This window comes from Ekhidna sp. (assembly GCF_965228795.1).
Lineage (GTDB): Bacteria > Bacteroidota > Bacteroidia > Cytophagales > Cyclobacteriaceae > Ekhidna.
Window position 1 is genome coordinate 61,905 of sequence record NZ_OZ245839.1, and the last position, 18,380, is coordinate 80,284.

The following is an 18,380-nucleotide window of genomic DNA, read 5'->3' on the forward strand; positions in this document are numbered from 1 at the left end:
ATTATTCTCCGGCACCACGGCTAATTGCTTCTCCAAAAAACAACGCATTCATGAAGATTTTATTGGTTCCGTACCAGAATGCTCTGAAATTCGGATTATCCGCCAAAGTAATCACTTTTCCTCTACCTACATTAGAAACGGTCACTGCAGGCGAATTTTTAAATCGTTCCAGGTTCTCCTCAGAGACATACCCCGAGAGCAGCGGACTTTCAGTATAAACAAATGGATTAGCGTACGCGTTCTTGGATTTCTCCATTACCAAATTGTGGTTTCTAAAAAGTGCCATTCGATCACTTTGCATCCCATACGCCAACGGGTGCGTTAAATCTACTTTCGCTTCAAAAATAGAGCCTCCTGTTACCTGAGCACCACGCTCTTCATCCAGATTTTCATAGGCTTTAAATGGCTCTTCTTTCTCCTCGTCATCGTCACCATTCTTAAAAGTCACTCCTGTAATCTCAGAATCAGCCAACCACTTCCCACCATTTTTCCAGGCGATAACAACACCGCCCTGGGAGATCCATTCTTTTAGGTTTTTCTTCTGCGATTCACTAGCCCCTCCCCACATATTTGGGATGATGATTCGATTGTATCTTGATAAATCCCTGCTGAGACGATCTACCGGTAGCAAAGTGACCTTCATTTTATAACGCTGATCCAAGAGGTGCCATACCTCACCAGCCTCATAGCTGCTCACTCCTCCTTCTACCAACACAGCAATTTTCGGCTCTTTCATCGTGGAGTTGCTTCTACTTCCAAGATCTACACCTGATCGGGCCAGGCCTGTATTAAGTGAGTAGACATTCACTGCATCTTCCCTCACTATTTCATCTATGGTTTGTTCGATCAGTGCACGCTTATTTTCCTGCACCCCGACAGGAATGATCATTGTACCTCTTGGGTAAGTTCTGGTGCCGTCGTTATGTACTTCATTTAGCATCTGTACTACGACTTTCCTGCTGAGCAGACGATTGATCGCTTTAAATGAAAGGTATCCATAAGGCTCGATGGCATACGCATAAGCTCCCTTTTCTCCTAGCAATGCACCAGTTGGCATATCAACCGATTCAACCGGATTGCCCAGGCTTATAGCACCCATGTCTTTACTGTTCAGTTCTGCGTAAGGCAGATTAAATGCCAACGGCATGGTCCAGGTAGACACATCATAAAAGAGGCTGTCGTTAAATGTCGTACGTGTTTCAAAGATCGCTTTGGCCAAGCGATACTGCTCCTGATTCATTGGAACAACAAATGCATTATCCTTTTTAAAGGATTCACCTCCTTTATTTAGGTCACTACTCAGCGCATACACGTCGATTTCATGTTGGATGAGCATTTTAGCCAATTCGTAATTTCTATAAGGATCTTTATCAGAGCCAAAAACATAGGCCTTCACCGCATCTCGGGATGCCAGATTGCGTGCCCCCTGATAGAATTCTCGCTGATAGTCCAGGAATTCTTTGCGATGAGCGATTCCTGAAGCGAGCGTTGAAAGGGAAGCCGTGAAGTGATTTCTAACAGCCATCGGGAAGGTCAGTATGCCATAATCATTTTCCTGAGCATGTCCCCGAGAACTGGCTTGCTCAAATAAAATTCCTACACTTCCATTCACATCGGGATAGGTAGATCCTTTGCCAATATAGAAATCGTCAAAACTTTCTTCGCTGTAGTATAATGACCCAATATCGTCGAGGTATTTGGCATGAAATGCTGCCATCTTGTGTGTCAATTCCACATTCTTGTCTGGTGTCCATGGAAATTTCCTCGCTGGAATTCCCGGTTGGAAAAAGAAGGTAGAATTTGTGCCCATTTCATGATGGTCCGTCAGAATATTTGGTTTCCACTCATGAAACCGTGCAATCCTTGCCCTGGATTCCGGGTGCTGAAGTGGCAACCAGTCTCTGTTCAAGTCAAACCAATAATGGTTCGTTCTTCCGCCCGGCCATGCTTCATCGTACTCTCTGTCATTTGGATCAGGATTGATCACATGTGATCGGTGCATGTTTACCCACGTAGAGAATCGGTGTAGCCCGTCCGGGTTGAATGATGGGTCCAGAATGATGATGGAGTTTTCAAGCATCTCGTCAATTTCAGGACCTATTGCTGCAGCCAGATAATAGGCGGTAAGCAGCGAAGCATTCGACCCACTGGCTTCATTTCCATGCACCGAGTATCCCAACCACATCACAATGGGCATCTCATCGGTAGTTAAAGCACCGGATGCGGATGGATCTGTTAATTTTTTATGGTCAGCTTTAATCTGTTCCAGGTTGGCAAGGTTTACAGGACTGGAAACTGTGATATGCACCAGAGGTCTACCCTCGTAGGTGCGACCAATTTCCTGCATCATCATTCGATCAGAAGCTGCAGAAACTTCTCGCATATAATAAAGCAATTGGTCATGGCTCACGTGCCATTCTCCGGGATGGTAGCCCAAAACTTCTTGTGGAGTAGGTATATCAGGATTGTAGGATACGCCTTCCGGCAGATAATAGGCCATGTCTACCTGTGCAAAAGACCAAAAGGAAATAATCGTTAAAAGTAAGGTGAGGTGCTTCTTCATATTCTTGATTTTTAAGAGGACTAATCTAAGAAATAGAACAAGGAGAAAAAAGCAGGGTTTGATGGGTGGTCAGAAAATAAAAAAACCCGCTTGATTGAGCGGGTTTATTTTTCATATACTCTGCTGAGTATAGGCATAGCATCTCTTGAAGAAGACCCTGAAACAAGTTCAGGGTGACTTCTAATTTTATGCCAAGCTCAACTCCACACTTCGATTCACAAAGTCTGTCAGATCTTTTCCTTCCAGCATGCCTTGAGAAAGCAGTGCCAGATCATACGCCTGCTTCGCAAGCTTCTGCTTCGCTTCGTCAGAGTCAGCCTCCAGAATCTTCTTGGTCATCGCATGGTTGGCGTTCACAGCCACTGACAATGTCATCGGCATGTCGCCAAACATCATTGGGCCACCTCCTGTCGCTTGCATGTCTTTCATCCGACGCATAAACTCCGGTAACGTGATGGTCACCGGGAGATCGTCTGTCGCCATCGGCTGAACAGCCACACTGTTGTTTTTATTGTTGATTGCTTTTTCAAAGATCTCTTTGATTGACTCCTGCTCTTTCTCTGAAAGCACTGATTCTTTCTTTTCGTCTTTATCGATCAGCTTATCAATCACATCAGCATCTACTCGTTGAAGCTGGAATTTTTCGTTTTTCTGCTCCAGATGGCTGATGAAGTGGCTGTCAATCGGACCGCTTAATTCAATCACATCATAGCTTCGCTTCTTAGCTGTTTCGATGTAGCCATGCTGCTTATCCTTGTTGGTCGTGTAAAGCGCCACCACGTTTTTGTCCTTGTTTGTCTGGTTAGCTTCGATGTGCTTTTTATACTCCTCTGTAGTGAAGTATTTGCCCTCCATGTTCTTAACCAAAGCAAAATCTTTGGCCTTTTCATCAAACTTCTCCTCTGAGATCATTCCGTATTTTACAAATACGCCAATGTCTTCCCACTTCTCCTCGTATCCTTTTCTATCGTTTTTGAAAAGCTCTCCAAGCTTATCTGCTACTTTTTTTGTGATGTATCCATTGATCTTTTTCACGTTTGAATCGGACTGCAAGTAACTTCTGGAAACATTCAATGGAATGTCCGGAGAGTCAATTACTCCGTGTAGCAACTGCAAGAATTCAGGCACCACATCTTTCACCTCATCGGTAATGAAGACCTGTCTGGAGTACAGTTGAATTTTGTTTTTCTGTATTTCAAAATCCTTTTTCAACTTAGGGAAATAAAGAACTCCTGTCAGGTTGAATGGATAATCCACGTTTAGGTGAATCCAGAACAATGGATCTTCACTAAACGGATATAAGGTTTTATAAAAATCCAGGTAACCCTGATCCTTCAGGTCGCTTGGCGATTTCGTCCAGATAGGATCGGTATCGTTGATGATGTTATCAACTTTTTGCGTTTTGTATTTCGGATTACCGTCTTTGTCTTTACCGTCCTCTACCTGATTGTCCTTCTGACCAAACTTGATCGGAATTGGCAAGAATTTGGAATATTTCTCCAGTATTCCCTGGATTCTGTGTTCATCCAGGAATTCCTCTGAATCATCCGCTATGTGAAGGGTAATGTCTGTTCCTCTGGTTTTTCTTTTGCCTTTTTTAATCTCAAAGTCCGTATCGCCGGTACATGACCAGTGTGCCGGCTCAGCGCCTTCCTGGTGAGAGAGCGTATCGATCTCTACTTTTTTCGCTACCATGAAAGCTGAGTAGAAACCCAGACCAAAATGACCAATGATCTGCTGGTTGTCCGCATTGTCTTTGTATTTCTCTACAAACTCAGTTGCACCGGAGAATGCAATCTGGTTGATGTATTTCTTGATCTCATCGGCTGTCATGCCGATACCATTATCGGAAACCGTAATGGTTTTCTTCTTTTTATCGAATGACACTTCGACAGTCAAGTCTCCGAGCTCTCCTGAGTATTCACCAAGTGATGCAAGCTGCTTGATCTTTTGGGAAGCATCTACTGCGTTTGAAACCAACTCACGAAGAAAGATTTCGTGATCAGAATACAAGAATTTCTTAATGATCGGAAATATATTTTCCGTGTGTATTGAGATTGTACCTTTCTCTGCCATCGTCTGAATCCAATTTTTATGTTACTCAGAGCCCTAAACTCAAATTCTGTTCCAGAGCTACAAAACTGACAGGTTGGCAGAAAAACTTGTTGGTATTGAAATTCGTATTACTTTTAGTCTACCAATTGTAATTCCCAATGAAAACGATTAGCTTAAAAATACCGGATGATGTCTATGAGAAAGTAGAGAAATACAGAAAGGCAATGGATAAAAACCGAAGCGGCTATGTAATGGAGGCTGTGATGGAGTATACAAGGAAAAAAGAACGTGAAGAGCTTAAAGAACAGCTAGCAAAAGAAATTAATGAAGATCGAAATTTAAATCGAGAGATTATAGATGAGTATGATCATCTGTCAAATGAAGGGTTGGAAAATTTAAAGGATGAATGGAATTAAACATTAGGCATTTTGATATTTGGCTTGCCAATTTAAACCCTCAAAGAGGAACCGAAATCGGGAAAGTAAGGCCAATTCTTATAGTTCAAACAAATCTGATTAATAACCTGAGCGATTCCACATTAATCTGCCCTGTAACGTCCAAGACATCTCAATCAGAAATCACCAAAGTAAAGATTGATCCGTCAGCTGAAAATGGTTTGAAATCGAAATCATGGGTTATAGTAGATCAGATTCGATCAATAGATAACCGGCGATTGATTCGAAAGTTAGGCACTTTGTCAATGGGCAATCGGACTTCAATTAGAAGGAGTCTTAAAATCATATTAGATTTAGAATGACCACCTAATCCGATCCGCGCACCTTACCAGCTTTTCATCTTTTCGGGTAAAGTGACGCCCGTATTAAGGCTCAAAACCCATCTAAGCAGATTGAAATAGCAACAACTTGTCTTGTGGATTCCAAATAGTCATGAAAGGCCGAGCGCCATATGGTGTTAGTGGATGAAATGCGATACTTTAGACATCTAACTTTAACCTTAAAACCATGAAGGTGAGGCCCATATTTCATTCGTTTAAAACCAAGGATTTGGTTCACATCATTCCTCGACTGATTGTTGCAATCATCCTGGCTCAAACGCTCCCATTCAAGTTTAGTGGTTCAGAGGAAAGTGTGTGGATTTTTGAACAGATCGGATGGGAACCATGGGGACGATATTTAATCGCTTCCATTGAAACCGTATCAACTATTTTCCTTCTCACCAATTATTACATAATCGGAGCTATCATTTCCTTAAGCATTATCAGTGCTGCTAACTTCCTACACTTTACTAAACTGGGTTTTATTGTAAATGATGATGGAGGCACTTTATTTATTCTCAGTATTATCGTCATCTTTTGTTCTTTGTGGATTGTGCTTTACTGGAACATGCAACGCGTAGAGCGCAAGACTTCCAATTTTGAGTTTCAATGGGAAGATGAAGAACTCCTGGAATATTAAAATTCTATGCAGCAGAACAGAATGATTTTCCCATAATTGCGTTTCATAATCTGAATGAAGCAAAAGCTAATTTTTCTCACCTTACTGGTGTCATCCTTTGCTGTAGACGGACAAAAACTCATCTATAAAAGTCCGTTTGTGGAATCCTATCAAACGCAAAGCAGTGATACTGTTTTTACATTGCGATCGATTGATTTTATTACCGCTATTGCAATCAAATCTGATCGGGAAGGACTTTTTAAAATCATCGGTAACAACGAGCTACACATACCTCGTGATGCGGATGTTAGCACTCCAACCTATTTTTTGTCCCTGCCACAGCCAACTAAATCACTCATTATTCAAGCTCCGCGTGGTTATGATTATACGATTTTTTTAATAACAAGCGGCACAGCGCCACCCATCAATTCCTCGAAATTTAGAAGACAACAAAGTGCTCCTTGTGAAGAGCCTCCACCGTCTGTTCCGCAGGAAACCTGGAGGAGCGGCCTGCCTGAACCAAACTATTCACGATCCTTTCATGAAGTATTTCACAATGTGGTGCATCACTCAGCAGGATCTAATTCGAATATGAATTACACCCAGGTAGTAAGGGATATCTACCTGTACCACACCCAGGTAAACGGGTGGTCTGACATTGGCTACAATTATTTAATCGCTCAAGATGGCACATTATACGCCGGTAGAGATCCCGGTAACGGAAGCCAGGATCAGGTAAGAGGTGCACATTTTTGTGGTGCCAACAGCAACACCCTCGGAGTATGCTTACTGGGGAATTATGAGACTGCATCGCCTACATCTGTTAGCATTGAAACATTAAAGTCATTGCTAACCTATCAGCTTTACAGCCAGGAGGGAGATCCATTTCAGAGCTATAATCATCCGCTTGGTAATCTGGGAACAGTCATCGGACATAGAGACGGGTGTTCTACATTATGCCCAGGAGAAAATGTCTACTCCATGTTGAACGGCATCAGAAGTAATGTATCAAATGAGCTCGATGCTTGTGCAGTTAGTGAACCGCTCGTCGTAATCGCAGATACTACCTTGATAGAGGTCCAGGAGCAATTAACATTGAGTGCAAATGGCTCCTATGATGAATTCATCTGGATACTCCCGGGAGGAATTCCTGGTAAGATCAACGGAGAAACTGTTTATGTATCTTATGCTAGGCCCGGCTTTTTTGATGTTACCGTAGTAGGAAGGACTGGCTCCATTACCGACACATTACAATTGACGAACTATATCCAAGTAAGCACCTTGAAGGATGAACCGGTAGTTTTTCCCAATCCCGTACAAGCTTTTGAGGAATTGACCATTGATTTTAAGGAGAAGATTGTTAATAGCCGACTCCTGGACATTAACGGGAAAACGATTGAATCATGGCAGCAAACCAGATTTGAGATGGGTGGGATCGAATCCGGCATTTATATTCTTGACATAGAAACACAAAATCAGCGATTCAAGAAGCGAATAGTTGTTCAGTGACTTATTGTGCTCTCGCTAGCAAACCTAATCTTGAGTTACTTGAGAACCATGGATTTCAAACACTCCACCCATTTCTCTTCCGCATTCAAACTGGGTACCAAGTCCCAAACTTCGCCACCAGCTTCCAGGAATTCTTCATGGTATTCCTGACCTACCTCGATGGTCGTTTCCAAACAATCTGAAACGAAAGCCGGTGAAAAAGCCAGTACCTTTTTCTTGCCATTTTTAGCGAGCTCCTTCAGCACATCTTCTGTGTATGGCTTCACCCATGGGTCTTTCCCTAACCGGGATTGAAAGCAGACGGTATAATCTTCTTGCTTGATTCCCAGCTTGGCTGTAACCAGGCGTGTAGTTTCAAAACACTGCGCCCGATAGCAATATCGATTATGTTCATTGAGGGTGGAACAGCACGAACCTAACTGACAGTAGTCACCGTAAGATCCTTTTCGAATCTGTCGTTCAGGCAGCCCGTGATAGCTAAAAACGTAGTGATCGTAATCCGCTTCATCCATTAGTTTTTTACCCTGATCACAGATTGTTTCAATGAAGAGTTCTTCCTCCAAAAACTGTGAGGTGAATGTGATTTCGGGAATGATCTGCCACTTACTGGTGATTTCCATCACCTTATCAATCACCGATCCGGATGTAGCAGATGCATACTGTGGAAACAATGGAATGACGTGTAGTGATGCTACCTCTTCGTCTTGAAATTCTTTTAATACTGAATCCAATGAAGGACTTTGATACCTCATCGCAAATTTCACTGAGTATTCTTCAGACAATTTTTTGGACAAAAGCTCAGTGATATCTTCCGTATAGTATTTAAGTGGTGATCCTCGTTCGTCCCATAGCTTTCGATATTCTTTGGCAGACTTGGGGGCACGAAAGGGGGCTATAATCCCTTGTACCAGCAAAAATCTTGGGAACGCAGGAATATCAATCACGCGCTTATCCATTAGAAACTCTCTTAGATACTTCCTGACATCTGATACTGCAGTAGAATCCGGTGTGCCCAAATTCACAAGTAAAATTCCCTTTTTCTTCATTGGAATTAAATAATGTTAGCTTCCCAAATCACGATCCCATAGGCTAAAAACCGCAGGAATCGAAAGAGCGAGAACCATAGATATTTTTTAAAAGAATAATGCACTGACCCAACCAGCATGGCAATCCCCGAGAAAGGTAAAGGGGTCAGTGATGCTACTACGACCAGAAAACCTCCGTAATTGTTTAAGTGTTTCTCGAATTTTCCAAAAACGCGAATTTTCATGATTCGATAAAACCGGGTGTTCTTTAAGTAGGCCCCTATTCCAAAACCAATGATGCCTGCAACATACGAAATGGCGGAAAGTGCGATGATGTTATTGATATAGTTGGAAAGCACCTCGCTACGCAGTGACCAAATCATAAAAAACTCAGGTGGAATGATCCCAAAAATCACCTCAGATGCGAGAAAGATGAAATAAACAACTGTTGGGCGATCATAGACAGGCCCTAACACTGCCTCAAGTGTGAAATCGTAATTTTTTCTGGCATAAATGAAAGCAATCACAATTACAGCCAACCATAGAAAACCCCTCAAAAGGTTTCTTATAAGGAACCTTCGTTTATCCGGTAACTCTTTTTGGGCTTTTGGGCTCATGTTTGATGCTAAACTGGAATTGCAAAGCTATTGTTCCTTTTCTTTAGGCTCAGTATCTTTTTTTGTTTTTGATTTAGAAAAAGAAACCTTCCAGTACGGGTCTTTGAGTTCGGTATATCTTCCATAAAATTGGGTCAGCATTATTTTGACGGCATAATTCAAGCGATTCAAAGCATCCTGATAATAGTCCTGCCTGTTTTTGGGGTGATAAATGAAAAATTTGATGACCGGAAAAGCACAGGTTCTAAAATCGCCCAAAATTTTCTTTACATCTGCTTTCTCTTTTTCCAGTGCCTTCATAGCCTTTGCACTGCATGCTCCAATTCCTTTTATAAGCGGAATATAGATTTGATTGGAAGCTCTGTCATTTTGCTCCAACTCTGTGCAAGCTTCATCGCAAAAGGCTTTTAGAATGCGTAAAGAAGGCACACTCATGGATGCTTCCGTGAATACATCCGGTTGCCACAAAATTTCCCGGAAGGTGAATAATGAAGGCAGCAGCTCAGTGTCATAGGAATCATCGTCTTTCAGCGCAAGCATGGTCTCAGTAGTGATCGAATCGATTTTCACTTTACCGGCACAGAGTGAGTAGGACCAACCCTCCTCTTTGCTGTTGACCATCTTGAGAAAATTCCATATTTCATTCAGAGCGATTTTCATTTCATAATTCCCTCATTCTATTTGATCTAATATCATCAAAACTTGATTGACTACCACTATCGATCCATGCATATCAGGCTCATTTTTAACACCTTCAAATTTTTTGCTTTTTTCATGATACCTTGCTTTTGTAACATGTAAATCTTCGTTGTTGCTGAATGGACCCATATAAGCAATTTTGCCTTCAATCTCTGTGCAATTAAAGTCAAAATCTTTGAAGGGGTAAATTTTAAATTGATGCTCTAGCCGTGTAAACTTGATATCGGTTTCCTGATCTCTTCGCTCATTTATATAGTCCATATTTAATTCAGGGTCGTACATCTTAGCAATTTCCACTGAAAAGTGATTGTCTTTGCCTTTTGTGAAATAAACCGCATCTGAAGTATACCTCCCCCTCATCTTTGATTGGGCGTACCCATAGGCATCAACTTGTTCTAAAAAGTTTTCATGCACATTAGTGGTTCTATAACCATCATGTTTGGTTGCTAATACAATATTGCTGCTATTCAAACTTGCCATCAAGAGTGAGTCTTTTCTAGCATCTTTTAAGTCTTCAAAAAAGATATCAATAGCTAAAACCTTCGGGTTGCATTTTTGAATGGAGTCAATCAACTGGGCGAGATATTCTCTATCACCATCACCAATATCAAAAAACACAATTCGATCTTCTTTACCCTCTTTAATCGGCGCATACGTTTCAACTTCATCTGTCATTTGATTGAAGGTCACCACAAAAAATATTCCGGCAACAGCAATGAGGATTATCAGGGCGATTAAAACTTTCTTTCGCATATAAATGAGATATTTGTGAAGTTTCTAAACTATGGAAAAAAGGTGGATATATAAAGAAAATCCGGATGCTGATACTGTTGAGCAGCTGAGCAAAGCGATCAATATAAACGCCTATTTAGCCAAAATTTTAGTGCAAAGAGGCATTCACACGTTCGATGAGGCGAAAGAATTTTTCAGGCCTTCATTGTCACGCTTATATGATCCGTTTCTCATGCTCAATATGGACAAGGCAGTCAACCGACTGACAGAGGCTGTCTTCAATGAAGAAAAAATCATGATCTACGGTGATTATGATGTGGACGGTACCACCTCGGTTAGTTTGATCTATCTTTTTCTCAAACAATTCACTGATAATCTCGAATTCTACATCCCCGACAGGTACTCCGAAGGGTACGGTATTTCAAAAAAGGGAATTGATTACGCCATCGAAAATGAGTTTAACCTCATCATTGCACTTGATTGTGGAGTTCGGGCAATAGATCGGGCAAAACAGGCTAAAGAAGCAGGAATCGATTTAATAGTCTGTGATCACCACTTACCGGGTGATGAATTACCTGAAGCTTTTGCCTTATTGGATCCCAAACAGAAAAACTGCAAATACCCTTTCAAAGAGCTATCTGGGTGTGGAGTGGGATTCAAACTCCTTCAGGGATTTTGCCAGCAAAACACCATTGAAAAAGAAAAGCTTTTTGAATACCTGGATTTAGTAGCGGTAAGCATCGCCAGTGACATTGTGCCTATTGTCGATGAAAACAGGATCCTTGCATTTTACGGACTTAAAAAACTAAATCAGTCCCCTTCTGCCGGACTGAAGTCTTTGATTGAGATCAGCGGAAAGAAAAATGAATTTTCCATATCAGACGTGGTGTTCTCCATTGGTCCACGAATCAATGCTGCCGGAAGGCTAACCCATGCGAAAGAATCAGTAAACCTCCTCATAGGAGATGCGAAAGAAACGGATGTATTTGCTGACAATCTAAATGACCGGAATAAAGAACGCCGTGAGTTTGATCAGACAATAACTGCCGAAGCGCTGGAAATGATCGCTTCTTTAGCGGGTGATCGCAAATCAACCGTCCTCTTCAAAGAAGATTGGCACAAAGGCGTGATAGGAATTGTGGCTTCCAGGTGCATAGAGCACTACCACAGGCCTACCATTATTCTCACGAAATCCAATGGAAAAGCGACCGGTTCTGCCCGATCAGTCGATGGATTTGATGTGCATGAAGCAATCTCTGAATGCGCTGACCTGTTAGAACAATTTGGTGGTCATACCCATGCTGCAGGATTAACATTGCCCGTTGATAACGTTGAAAAATTTATCAATCGGTTTGAAGAGATAGTCAGTGATCGAATTTTACCAGAGCAGCTTATTCCGAAAATAGAAATCGACACAGAAATTCCTCTGACGGCAATAAATTTCAAAACTTATAATGTGATGAGTCAAATGGGCCCATTTGGTCCCCAAAACATGTCGCCTGTTTTTGGCACAAAAAATGTAATAGTGGACACCATTCCAAAAGTGATTAAAGACAAACACATAAAGGGGTTCGTACACGCTGAGAACAGTACCAAGCTTTTTGAGTTTATTGGATTCAATATGGCAGATAAAATTGCCGACTTGAAAGTGGGTGAACCTTTTAACATTGCCTATCATCTGGAGGAAAATAATTACCTGGGAAACAAGTCACTGATTTTGAACCTCAAGGATGTAAAATTTGATGCATAACTTGCAGCTCGTTTATGGAATTACGCGCAGAACATCTCGTTAAGAAATATAAAAAAAGGAAGGTCGTCAATGACATTTCTGTCTCGGTTAATACTGGAGAGATTGTAGGCTTGCTTGGTCCTAATGGAGCGGGTAAAACCACTTCGTTCTACATGATCGTAGGTCTGATAAAACCGAATGAAGGGCATATTTATCTGGATCATGAAGATATCACCGAACTGCCCATGTACAGAAGGGCCAAAAAAGGAATCGGTTACCTGGCACAGGAGGCTTCTGTTTTTAGAAAACTAAGCGTGGAAGACAATATTTTGGCGGTTCTTGAAATGACGGGGAAAACCAAGCAAGAGCAAAAAGAAAAATGTGAGAGCTTACTGGAAGAATTTAGCCTGACACATGTGCGAAAAAACCTTGGACAAGTACTATCAGGGGGAGAGCGTAGACGAACAGAGATTGCTAGAGCCTTAGCTGTGGATCCAAACTTCGTATTGCTGGACGAGCCATTTGCAGGCGTTGACCCCATTGCAGTAGAAGAAATTCAGACCATCGTTGCTCAGCTTAAAAATAAAAACATAGGTATTTTGATCACAGACCATAATGTGAACGAAACCCTTTCAATCACTGACAGAGCATACTTAATGTTTGAAGGAAGGCTACTGAAGGCTGGTACTGCGGAGGAGCTCGCCAATGATGAGCAGGTACGAAAAGTATATCTTGGCAAGCATTTCGAATTGAAACGTAAGATTTAGAATCTCGTATATTTACACATATTATGTGTGAATCATGAAAAACGTAACACTTGCCATATCAGACGAGCTGCTTTTAAAAGCCAGGGCATATGCCAAAAAGCATGGTACTTCGGTCAATGAAATGATCAGGGAATTTCTACAAAAAAGGGTTGATCCTAAAGAGGAAAAGTTTATCGATAAGCTGACAGATATCAGGAAAGACTTGAAAGTTGATACAAAAGTCAAGTACAAAAGAGAGGACCTTTATGAAAGGTAAAATTCTGATAGACACCAATATTCTGATTTACCTATTCAGCAACACAGAACCTAAAAAGCAAACCGTATGTCAGGAGTTGATCGCGAAATTGAGCAATGAATCCGAATTGGTTTGGTCTACACAAGTAGTACAGGAATTTTGCTATAATCTTATTGGTAAAAGGCAACAGAAAACCGCATTTGTAAAGAAGGCACTTTCACTTTTCTCATCTTTTGAGTTAGTTGTAAATGATCTGATGATTATTGAAAATGCCATGGATATACAACTAAGAAATCAGCTCTCTTTTTGGGACAGCTTAATTATCAGTAGCGCTGTGTCTGCAAAGTGTTCATATCTGCTTTCTGAAGATTTACAGCATAGTCAGAAAATTGAAGGAGTAGAAATAGTAAATCCATTCTTAATTTAGCCAAATGGAACTGCTCAATTCGATATTGTCCTGGGTAATGAAAAAGCGCATTCATCAGATTGAGCTTTTCATGAAATACCCGCATGAAGTGCAGAATGAGCTTCTGGAAGATCTGGTTAAAAAAGCTTCCAAGACAGAGTACGGTAAAAAATATGGGTTTGGGACTATCGAAAACTACGAGCACTTTAAAAACAAAGTGCCCATCGTTAACTATGAAGGGTTATTTCCATTCATCGAGCGATTAATGCAAGGGGAGCAGAATATTCTCTGGCCTTCTGAAATTAAATGGTTCGCAAAATCCTCAGGCACCACCAACGCACGAAGCAAGTTTATCCCAGTCTCTCCGGAAGCTTTGGATGATTGTCATTACAAAGGAGGTAAAGACCTTTTAAGTATCTATTTCAATAATTATCCGGATGCAAAAATGTTTGCCGGTAAAGGGCTTGTCATAGGTGGTAGCCATCAAATCAATCAATTCAATCAGAACTCAAACTCCTACTACGGGGATGTTTCCGCGGTTTTGTTGAAGAATCTGCCATGGTGGGCGCAAATGGTAAGAACTCCAAGTTTGGATATAGCCCTGATGGATGAATGGGAGGAAAAAATTGACAAGATGGTTGATATTACCTCCAATGAAAATGTTACCAACATTTCAGGTGTACCTACGTGGATGATCGTGCTAATTGAAAAGATGTTGGAGAGAAACAATGCCAAGAATATACTGGAAATCTGGCCAAATCTTGAGGTTTTCTTCCATGGCGCTGTTTCGTTCACCCCTTACGAAGAGCTATTCAAAAAACTAATCCCTTCTTCAAAGATGAGATATATGGAAACATATAATGCGTCGGAAGGATTTTTTGGAATACAGGATCAGACAGACAGCAAAGACATGCTGTTGATGCTGGATTATGGTATTTTCTACGAGTTTGTTCCATTCAGCGAATTAGAAAGTGAAAACCCACGAACACTTACGCTGGATGAAGTTGAAGTCGGAAAGAATTACGCCATCATCATCACCACCAATGCAGGCCTTTGGAGGTATCGAATCGGTGACACGGTCACATTTACTAGCATCAACCCATTCAGAATCAAAATTTCCGGACGAACCAAACACTTTATCAATGCCTTTGGGGAGGAGTTAATCATTGACAATGCTGAGGTGGCTATTGCTGAAGCTTGCAAGCGAACAGACGCCACCATTGATAATTTTACAGCAGGCCCATTATATCTCGGTGAAGGTAAAAAAGGTGGACATGAGTGGATCATTGAGTTTAACAAATCTCCTGACGATCTGGAACGATTTACAAAGCTGCTGGATGAAAAGCTACGTGAAGTAAATTCTGATTATGATGCGAAGCGCTATAAAGATATCGCACTTCAACAACCAATCGTTCATGTGGTTCCTCCAAATACCTTTTATAATTGGATGAAATCCCGTGGCAAACTGGGAGGACAACATAAGGTTCCTCGTTTAGCGAATGATCGGCAGTATATTGACCAAATAATCGACTTTAGTACACACTCTTCTTAAATAAAAGAAAAATTTTCAAGGAAAAACCTACATTACTAGGTTTGCGTAAGTCTTTGTGCCATCAGAACCATTCAATCAATTTGGAGGTTCTAACCTATCCTATGAGAAATAGCCTGATTATACGGTATTTTGCATTTATTCTCTCTGCAGCGATGCTTGCTGAAGTAAGTGTACCCATTCAGCTAGCAGACGTCATTTCCATTGAAATGGATTCAGAAACTGAGCATGAAGAAAGTAACGAGAAGGAAAAAGAAAAAACAACACATACACAGGAATCTTCAAACATTCATGACATCTCCAATTCTGAAAACAGAAAAGTAGCGAGTAATCATGACTCCAACTGGATATCCCCTTCCATTGATTTCATAACTCCACCACCGGAGTTGTCTTGAGTAATCTACTTCAAACTATTTACTCATTGACTAACTATAAATCAAATGAATTCTAATAAAACCAGTATATTCAAAAATTTTAAATACGACTTATCTGCCAGTGTGGTGGTCTTCTTGGTAGCAGTCCCACTTTGTTTGGGAATTGCCCTTGCATCAGGCGCTCCGCTTTTCTCAGGTGTGATAGCAGGAATTGTAGGAGGTATTATTGTTGGCCTCATCAGTGGTTCTTCACTCGGTGTAAGTGGGCCTGCAGCCGGTCTGGCTGTAATCGTGCTTTCAGCCATTCAGGAACTCGAAGCATTTCCAATATTCCTAGCAGCCGTCGTAGTAAGTGGTATCATTCAAATTCTACTTGGTATCAGCAAGGCTGGTATTATCGGATATTACTTTCCTTCTTCAGTTATCAAGGGAATGCTTTCCGCGATAGGTATCATTATTTTCCTAAAGCAAATTCCGCACGCTGTGGGATATGATGCTGATCCTGAAGGGGACTTAGAATTTATCCAACCAGATGGGGAAAACACCTTTTCGGAGCTTATAAACATGATGAATTATATCCAGGAAGGAGCTCTCGTAATATTCGTTATTTCCATGGTAATTCTCATTTTGTGGGAAAGACCTTTTATGAAGCGAATTAAGATATTTCAGGTAATTCAAGGTCCTTTAGTTGTAGTAACAGCAGGGATAATAATCAATCAGCTGTTTTATGGCTCTTCACTATATATTGACGAAACACACATGGTAAGCCTACCGGTTGCCGGATCTTTTACAGATTTTATTAATCAGTTTACCTTCTTTGACCCTTCTGCGATGCTAAGGAAAGATGTACTGATCTTAGGCGCCACCATAGCAGTGGTTGGTTCATTAGAAACACTATTGTGTGTGGAAGCAACTGATAAATTAGATCCACAGAAAAGAATCACACCAACTAACAGGGAGCTTTTGGCCCAAGGGGTTGGTAATATCTGTTCCGGTATGGTTGGAGGTCTTCCTGTCACTCAGGTAATCGTTAGAAGTTCTGCAAACATTCAGTCCGGTGGTAAGACCAAGCTATCAGCTATCATGCATGGTTTCTTATTGCTTATCTCGGTGATCCTGATCCCTAATGTGCTTAATCTTATCCCTCTATCCAGTTTAGCGGCTATTCTTATAGTAGTTGGGTATAAGCTAGCTAAGCCTTCACTATTTAAGCAAATGTATGCTGGAGGAAAGTCCGAGTTTATTCCGTTTATGGTGACCATTTTAGGAATCATATTTACAGATCTTCTAATTGGTATTTTACTCGGTTTGGTTGTTGGTATTTTCCAGATACTTTACAATAACTTCAGAAAACCATATGTTGTAGAGACTCTTGAAAGCAATGGTACAACGAAGCTTAGATTGGAGCTCTCTGAAAATCTTACTTTCCTAAATAAGGCGAGCATCATTGAGACAGTATCACATCTTCCGGATGATTCCGATATTACCATTGATGCTTCTAGATCACATTTTATTCATCCGGATATTCTGGAGATATTGGAAGATTTTAAACTAAATGCTGAGTATCGAAACATCAAGCTTGAAATCATTGGATTGGACAAAGAGCACGACAACCCAATGAAAGAGCTCAGAAAAGCAGCTAAAAAAATGTAACTAAGAAAGGGCCTTCAAAATTTGAAGGCCTTTTTTTTAGTCGTGATGATCAATGTAGTTTTTCCATTTCTCTATCACAGATGAAAAATCATCCGGTAAGTCTGAGTCAACAAAAACCTTCTCTTTAGTAATAGGGTGAACAAACCCCAGGGTTTTGGCATGCAATGCTTGTCTGGGTATCATTTTAAAGCAATTGTGTACAAACTGCTTATACTTTGTAAAGACTGTTCCTTTTACAATTTCTGATCCGCCATAGGTCTGATCATTAAAAAGTGGATGTCCCAAATATTTCATGTGGGCTCGAATTTGATGAGTTCTTCCAGTCTCCAGGTTGCACTTAATTAAAGAAACGTACCTTAAATCCTCAAGAAGTTCATAGTGGGTAACCGCATGCCTGCCAAAATCTCCTTCCGGAAATGCTGCGGTAATTCTTCTGTCTTTCAAGCTTCTCCCTACATTAACATCAATGGTTCCTTTCGCTTCTTCCGGAACACCCCAAACCAATGCGTAATAGGTACGCTCGATGCTGTGATCAAAAAACTGCTTTGCCAAACCATTCATAGCCCTTTCTGTCTTGGCAATTACGAGTAGCCCTGAGGTGTCTTTGTCTATTCGATGGACTAATCCCGGCCTTCCATCATTACCTTTCATTTCAGGAAGATTTTGAAAATGATAGGCTAACGCATTGACTAACGTTCCTGACCAATTTTGGTATGCCGGATGCACAACCATTCCGGCGGGCTTATTTACGATTAGCAAGTGCTCATCTTCTAAAACGATATTTAGTGGTATGTCTTCCGGAACCAACTCCTCGTCTCTTGGTGGCTCAGGCAGCATGACTGAAATTTCATCGCCCGGATGCACCTTGTAGTTAGGTTTCACATCATTGCCATTTACTTTGACAAATCCATCTTTGATACCCTCCTGAACTTTATTTCGGGTAACATTTGGCAGACGATCCATTAAAAACTTATCAATTCGGAGAAGTTCCTGTCCTGCATCCACGATAATATTGTGATGCTCATATAAGTCCCCTTCATTTTCGTTTGGTTCATCAGTCATGGCTGTAAATT

General features: G+C 41.1%; 18 protein-coding genes. 11 read left to right on the forward strand and 7 right to left on the reverse strand.

From position 1 onward, the window contains the following. Position 1 precedes the first annotated feature (1 nt). Both ACQK2H_RS00220 and htpG read right to left on the reverse strand, forming a co-directional pair. Positions 2-2,563, reverse strand: a complete 2,562-nt coding sequence (locus ACQK2H_RS00220) for a M14 metallopeptidase family protein (protein ID WP_425389459.1) — start codon at positions 2,561-2,563, stop codon at positions 2-4. 186 nt (positions 2,564-2,749) lie between these two features. Next, positions 2,750-4,639, reverse strand: coding sequence for a molecular chaperone HtpG (htpG, locus tag ACQK2H_RS00225; RefSeq protein WP_425389460.1), 1,890 nt, complete (start codon positions 4,637-4,639; stop codon positions 2,750-2,752). A 137-nt stretch (positions 4,640-4,776) separates the two neighbouring features. Between htpG and ACQK2H_RS00230 the strand changes: the two genes are divergently transcribed. The 4 genes from ACQK2H_RS00230 to ACQK2H_RS00245 all read left to right on the forward strand — a co-directional run bounded on the left by ACQK2H_RS00230 (position 4,777) and on the right by ACQK2H_RS00245 (position 7,521). Continuing rightward, on the forward strand, positions 4,777-5,034 hold the full coding sequence (locus ACQK2H_RS00230; RefSeq protein WP_425389461.1) for a hypothetical protein: 258 nt from the start codon (positions 4,777-4,779) through the stop codon (positions 5,032-5,034). Further along, the gene (locus ACQK2H_RS00235) at positions 5,025-5,375 is read left to right on the forward strand and encodes a type II toxin-antitoxin system PemK/MazF family toxin (RefSeq protein ID WP_425389462.1); all 351 of its coding nucleotides are present in this window, start codon (positions 5,025-5,027) and stop codon (positions 5,373-5,375) included. The genes ACQK2H_RS00230 and ACQK2H_RS00235 overlap by 10 nt, the downstream gene beginning before the upstream one ends. A 211-nt stretch (positions 5,376-5,586) precedes the next feature. Further along, the gene (locus ACQK2H_RS00240; RefSeq protein ID WP_425389463.1) at positions 5,587-6,033 is read left to right on the forward strand and encodes a DoxX family protein; all 447 of its coding nucleotides are present in this window, start codon (positions 5,587-5,589) and stop codon (positions 6,031-6,033) included. Positions 6,034-6,087: 54 nt separating this feature from the next. Further along, positions 6,088-7,521 carry an N-acetylmuramoyl-L-alanine amidase gene (locus ACQK2H_RS00245; protein WP_425389464.1) on the forward strand — a complete coding sequence of 478 codons (1,434 nt, stop codon included), beginning with the start codon at positions 6,088-6,090 and terminating at the stop codon, positions 7,519-7,521. A gap of 35 nt (positions 7,522-7,556) precedes the next feature. Here ACQK2H_RS00245 and hemH read toward each other — a convergent pair whose 3' ends face one another. From hemH to ACQK2H_RS00265, 4 genes are read right to left on the reverse strand one after another with little or no spacing between them, the layout of a single operon-like run. Beyond that, complete coding sequence (gene hemH, locus ACQK2H_RS00250) at positions 7,557-8,567, reverse strand: ferrochelatase (protein WP_425389465.1); 1,011 nt, start codon at positions 8,565-8,567, stop codon at positions 7,557-7,559. Between the two features lie 5 nt (positions 8,568-8,572). Next, positions 8,573-9,163 (reverse strand): VTT domain-containing protein, encoded by a 591-nt coding sequence (locus ACQK2H_RS00255; protein WP_425389466.1) that lies wholly within the window; start codon positions 9,161-9,163, stop codon positions 8,573-8,575. Between the two features lie 27 nt (positions 9,164-9,190). Next, positions 9,191-9,823: a hypothetical protein gene (locus ACQK2H_RS00260; protein ID WP_425389467.1), complete on the reverse strand. Its 633-nt coding sequence runs from the start codon at positions 9,821-9,823 to the stop codon at positions 9,191-9,193. A 12-nt stretch (positions 9,824-9,835) separates the two neighbouring features. Continuing rightward, complete coding sequence (locus tag ACQK2H_RS00265) at positions 9,836-10,615, reverse strand: CHASE2 domain-containing protein (RefSeq protein ID WP_425389468.1); 780 nt, start codon at positions 10,613-10,615, stop codon at positions 9,836-9,838. 31 nt (positions 10,616-10,646) lie between these two features. Here ACQK2H_RS00265 and recJ point away from each other — a divergent pair, with 31 nt between their 5' ends. The 7 genes from recJ (at position 10,647) to ACQK2H_RS00300 (ending at position 17,307) form a co-directional block, all read left to right on the forward strand. Beyond that, the gene (recJ, locus tag ACQK2H_RS00270) at positions 10,647-12,344 is read left to right on the forward strand and encodes a single-stranded-DNA-specific exonuclease RecJ (RefSeq protein WP_425389469.1); all 1,698 of its coding nucleotides are present in this window, start codon (positions 10,647-10,649) and stop codon (positions 12,342-12,344) included. A 14-nt stretch (positions 12,345-12,358) separates the two neighbouring features. Then, a complete protein-coding gene (gene lptB / locus ACQK2H_RS00275) occupies positions 12,359-13,090 on the forward strand; it encodes an LPS export ABC transporter ATP-binding protein (protein WP_425389470.1) in 732 nt (243 codons plus the stop codon). 34 nt (positions 13,091-13,124) lie between these two features. Continuing rightward, positions 13,125-13,346: a DUF6364 family protein gene (locus ACQK2H_RS00280; protein WP_425389471.1), complete on the forward strand. Its 222-nt coding sequence runs from the start codon at positions 13,125-13,127 to the stop codon at positions 13,344-13,346. Next, positions 13,336-13,752, forward strand: coding sequence for a PIN domain-containing protein (locus ACQK2H_RS00285; protein ID WP_425389472.1), 417 nt, complete (start codon positions 13,336-13,338; stop codon positions 13,750-13,752). The genes ACQK2H_RS00280 and ACQK2H_RS00285 overlap by 11 nt, the downstream gene beginning before the upstream one ends. Before the next feature lie 4 nt (positions 13,753-13,756). Then, the gene (locus ACQK2H_RS00290; protein WP_425389473.1) at positions 13,757-15,283 is read left to right on the forward strand and encodes a GH3 auxin-responsive promoter family protein; all 1,527 of its coding nucleotides are present in this window, start codon (positions 13,757-13,759) and stop codon (positions 15,281-15,283) included. Positions 15,284-15,384: 101 nt separating this feature from the next. Continuing rightward, the gene (locus ACQK2H_RS00295; RefSeq protein WP_425389474.1) at positions 15,385-15,675 is read left to right on the forward strand and encodes a hypothetical protein; all 291 of its coding nucleotides are present in this window, start codon (positions 15,385-15,387) and stop codon (positions 15,673-15,675) included. Positions 15,676-15,720: 45 nt separating this feature from the next. Further along, the gene (locus ACQK2H_RS00300) at positions 15,721-17,307 is read left to right on the forward strand and encodes a SulP family inorganic anion transporter (protein ID WP_425389475.1); all 1,587 of its coding nucleotides are present in this window, start codon (positions 15,721-15,723) and stop codon (positions 17,305-17,307) included. 36 nt (positions 17,308-17,343) lie between these two features. Here ACQK2H_RS00300 and ACQK2H_RS00305 read toward each other — a convergent pair whose 3' ends face one another. Then, positions 17,344-18,369: an RluA family pseudouridine synthase gene (locus ACQK2H_RS00305; protein ID WP_425389476.1), complete on the reverse strand. Its 1,026-nt coding sequence runs from the start codon at positions 18,367-18,369 to the stop codon at positions 17,344-17,346. Positions 18,370-18,380: the final 11 nt, after the last annotated feature.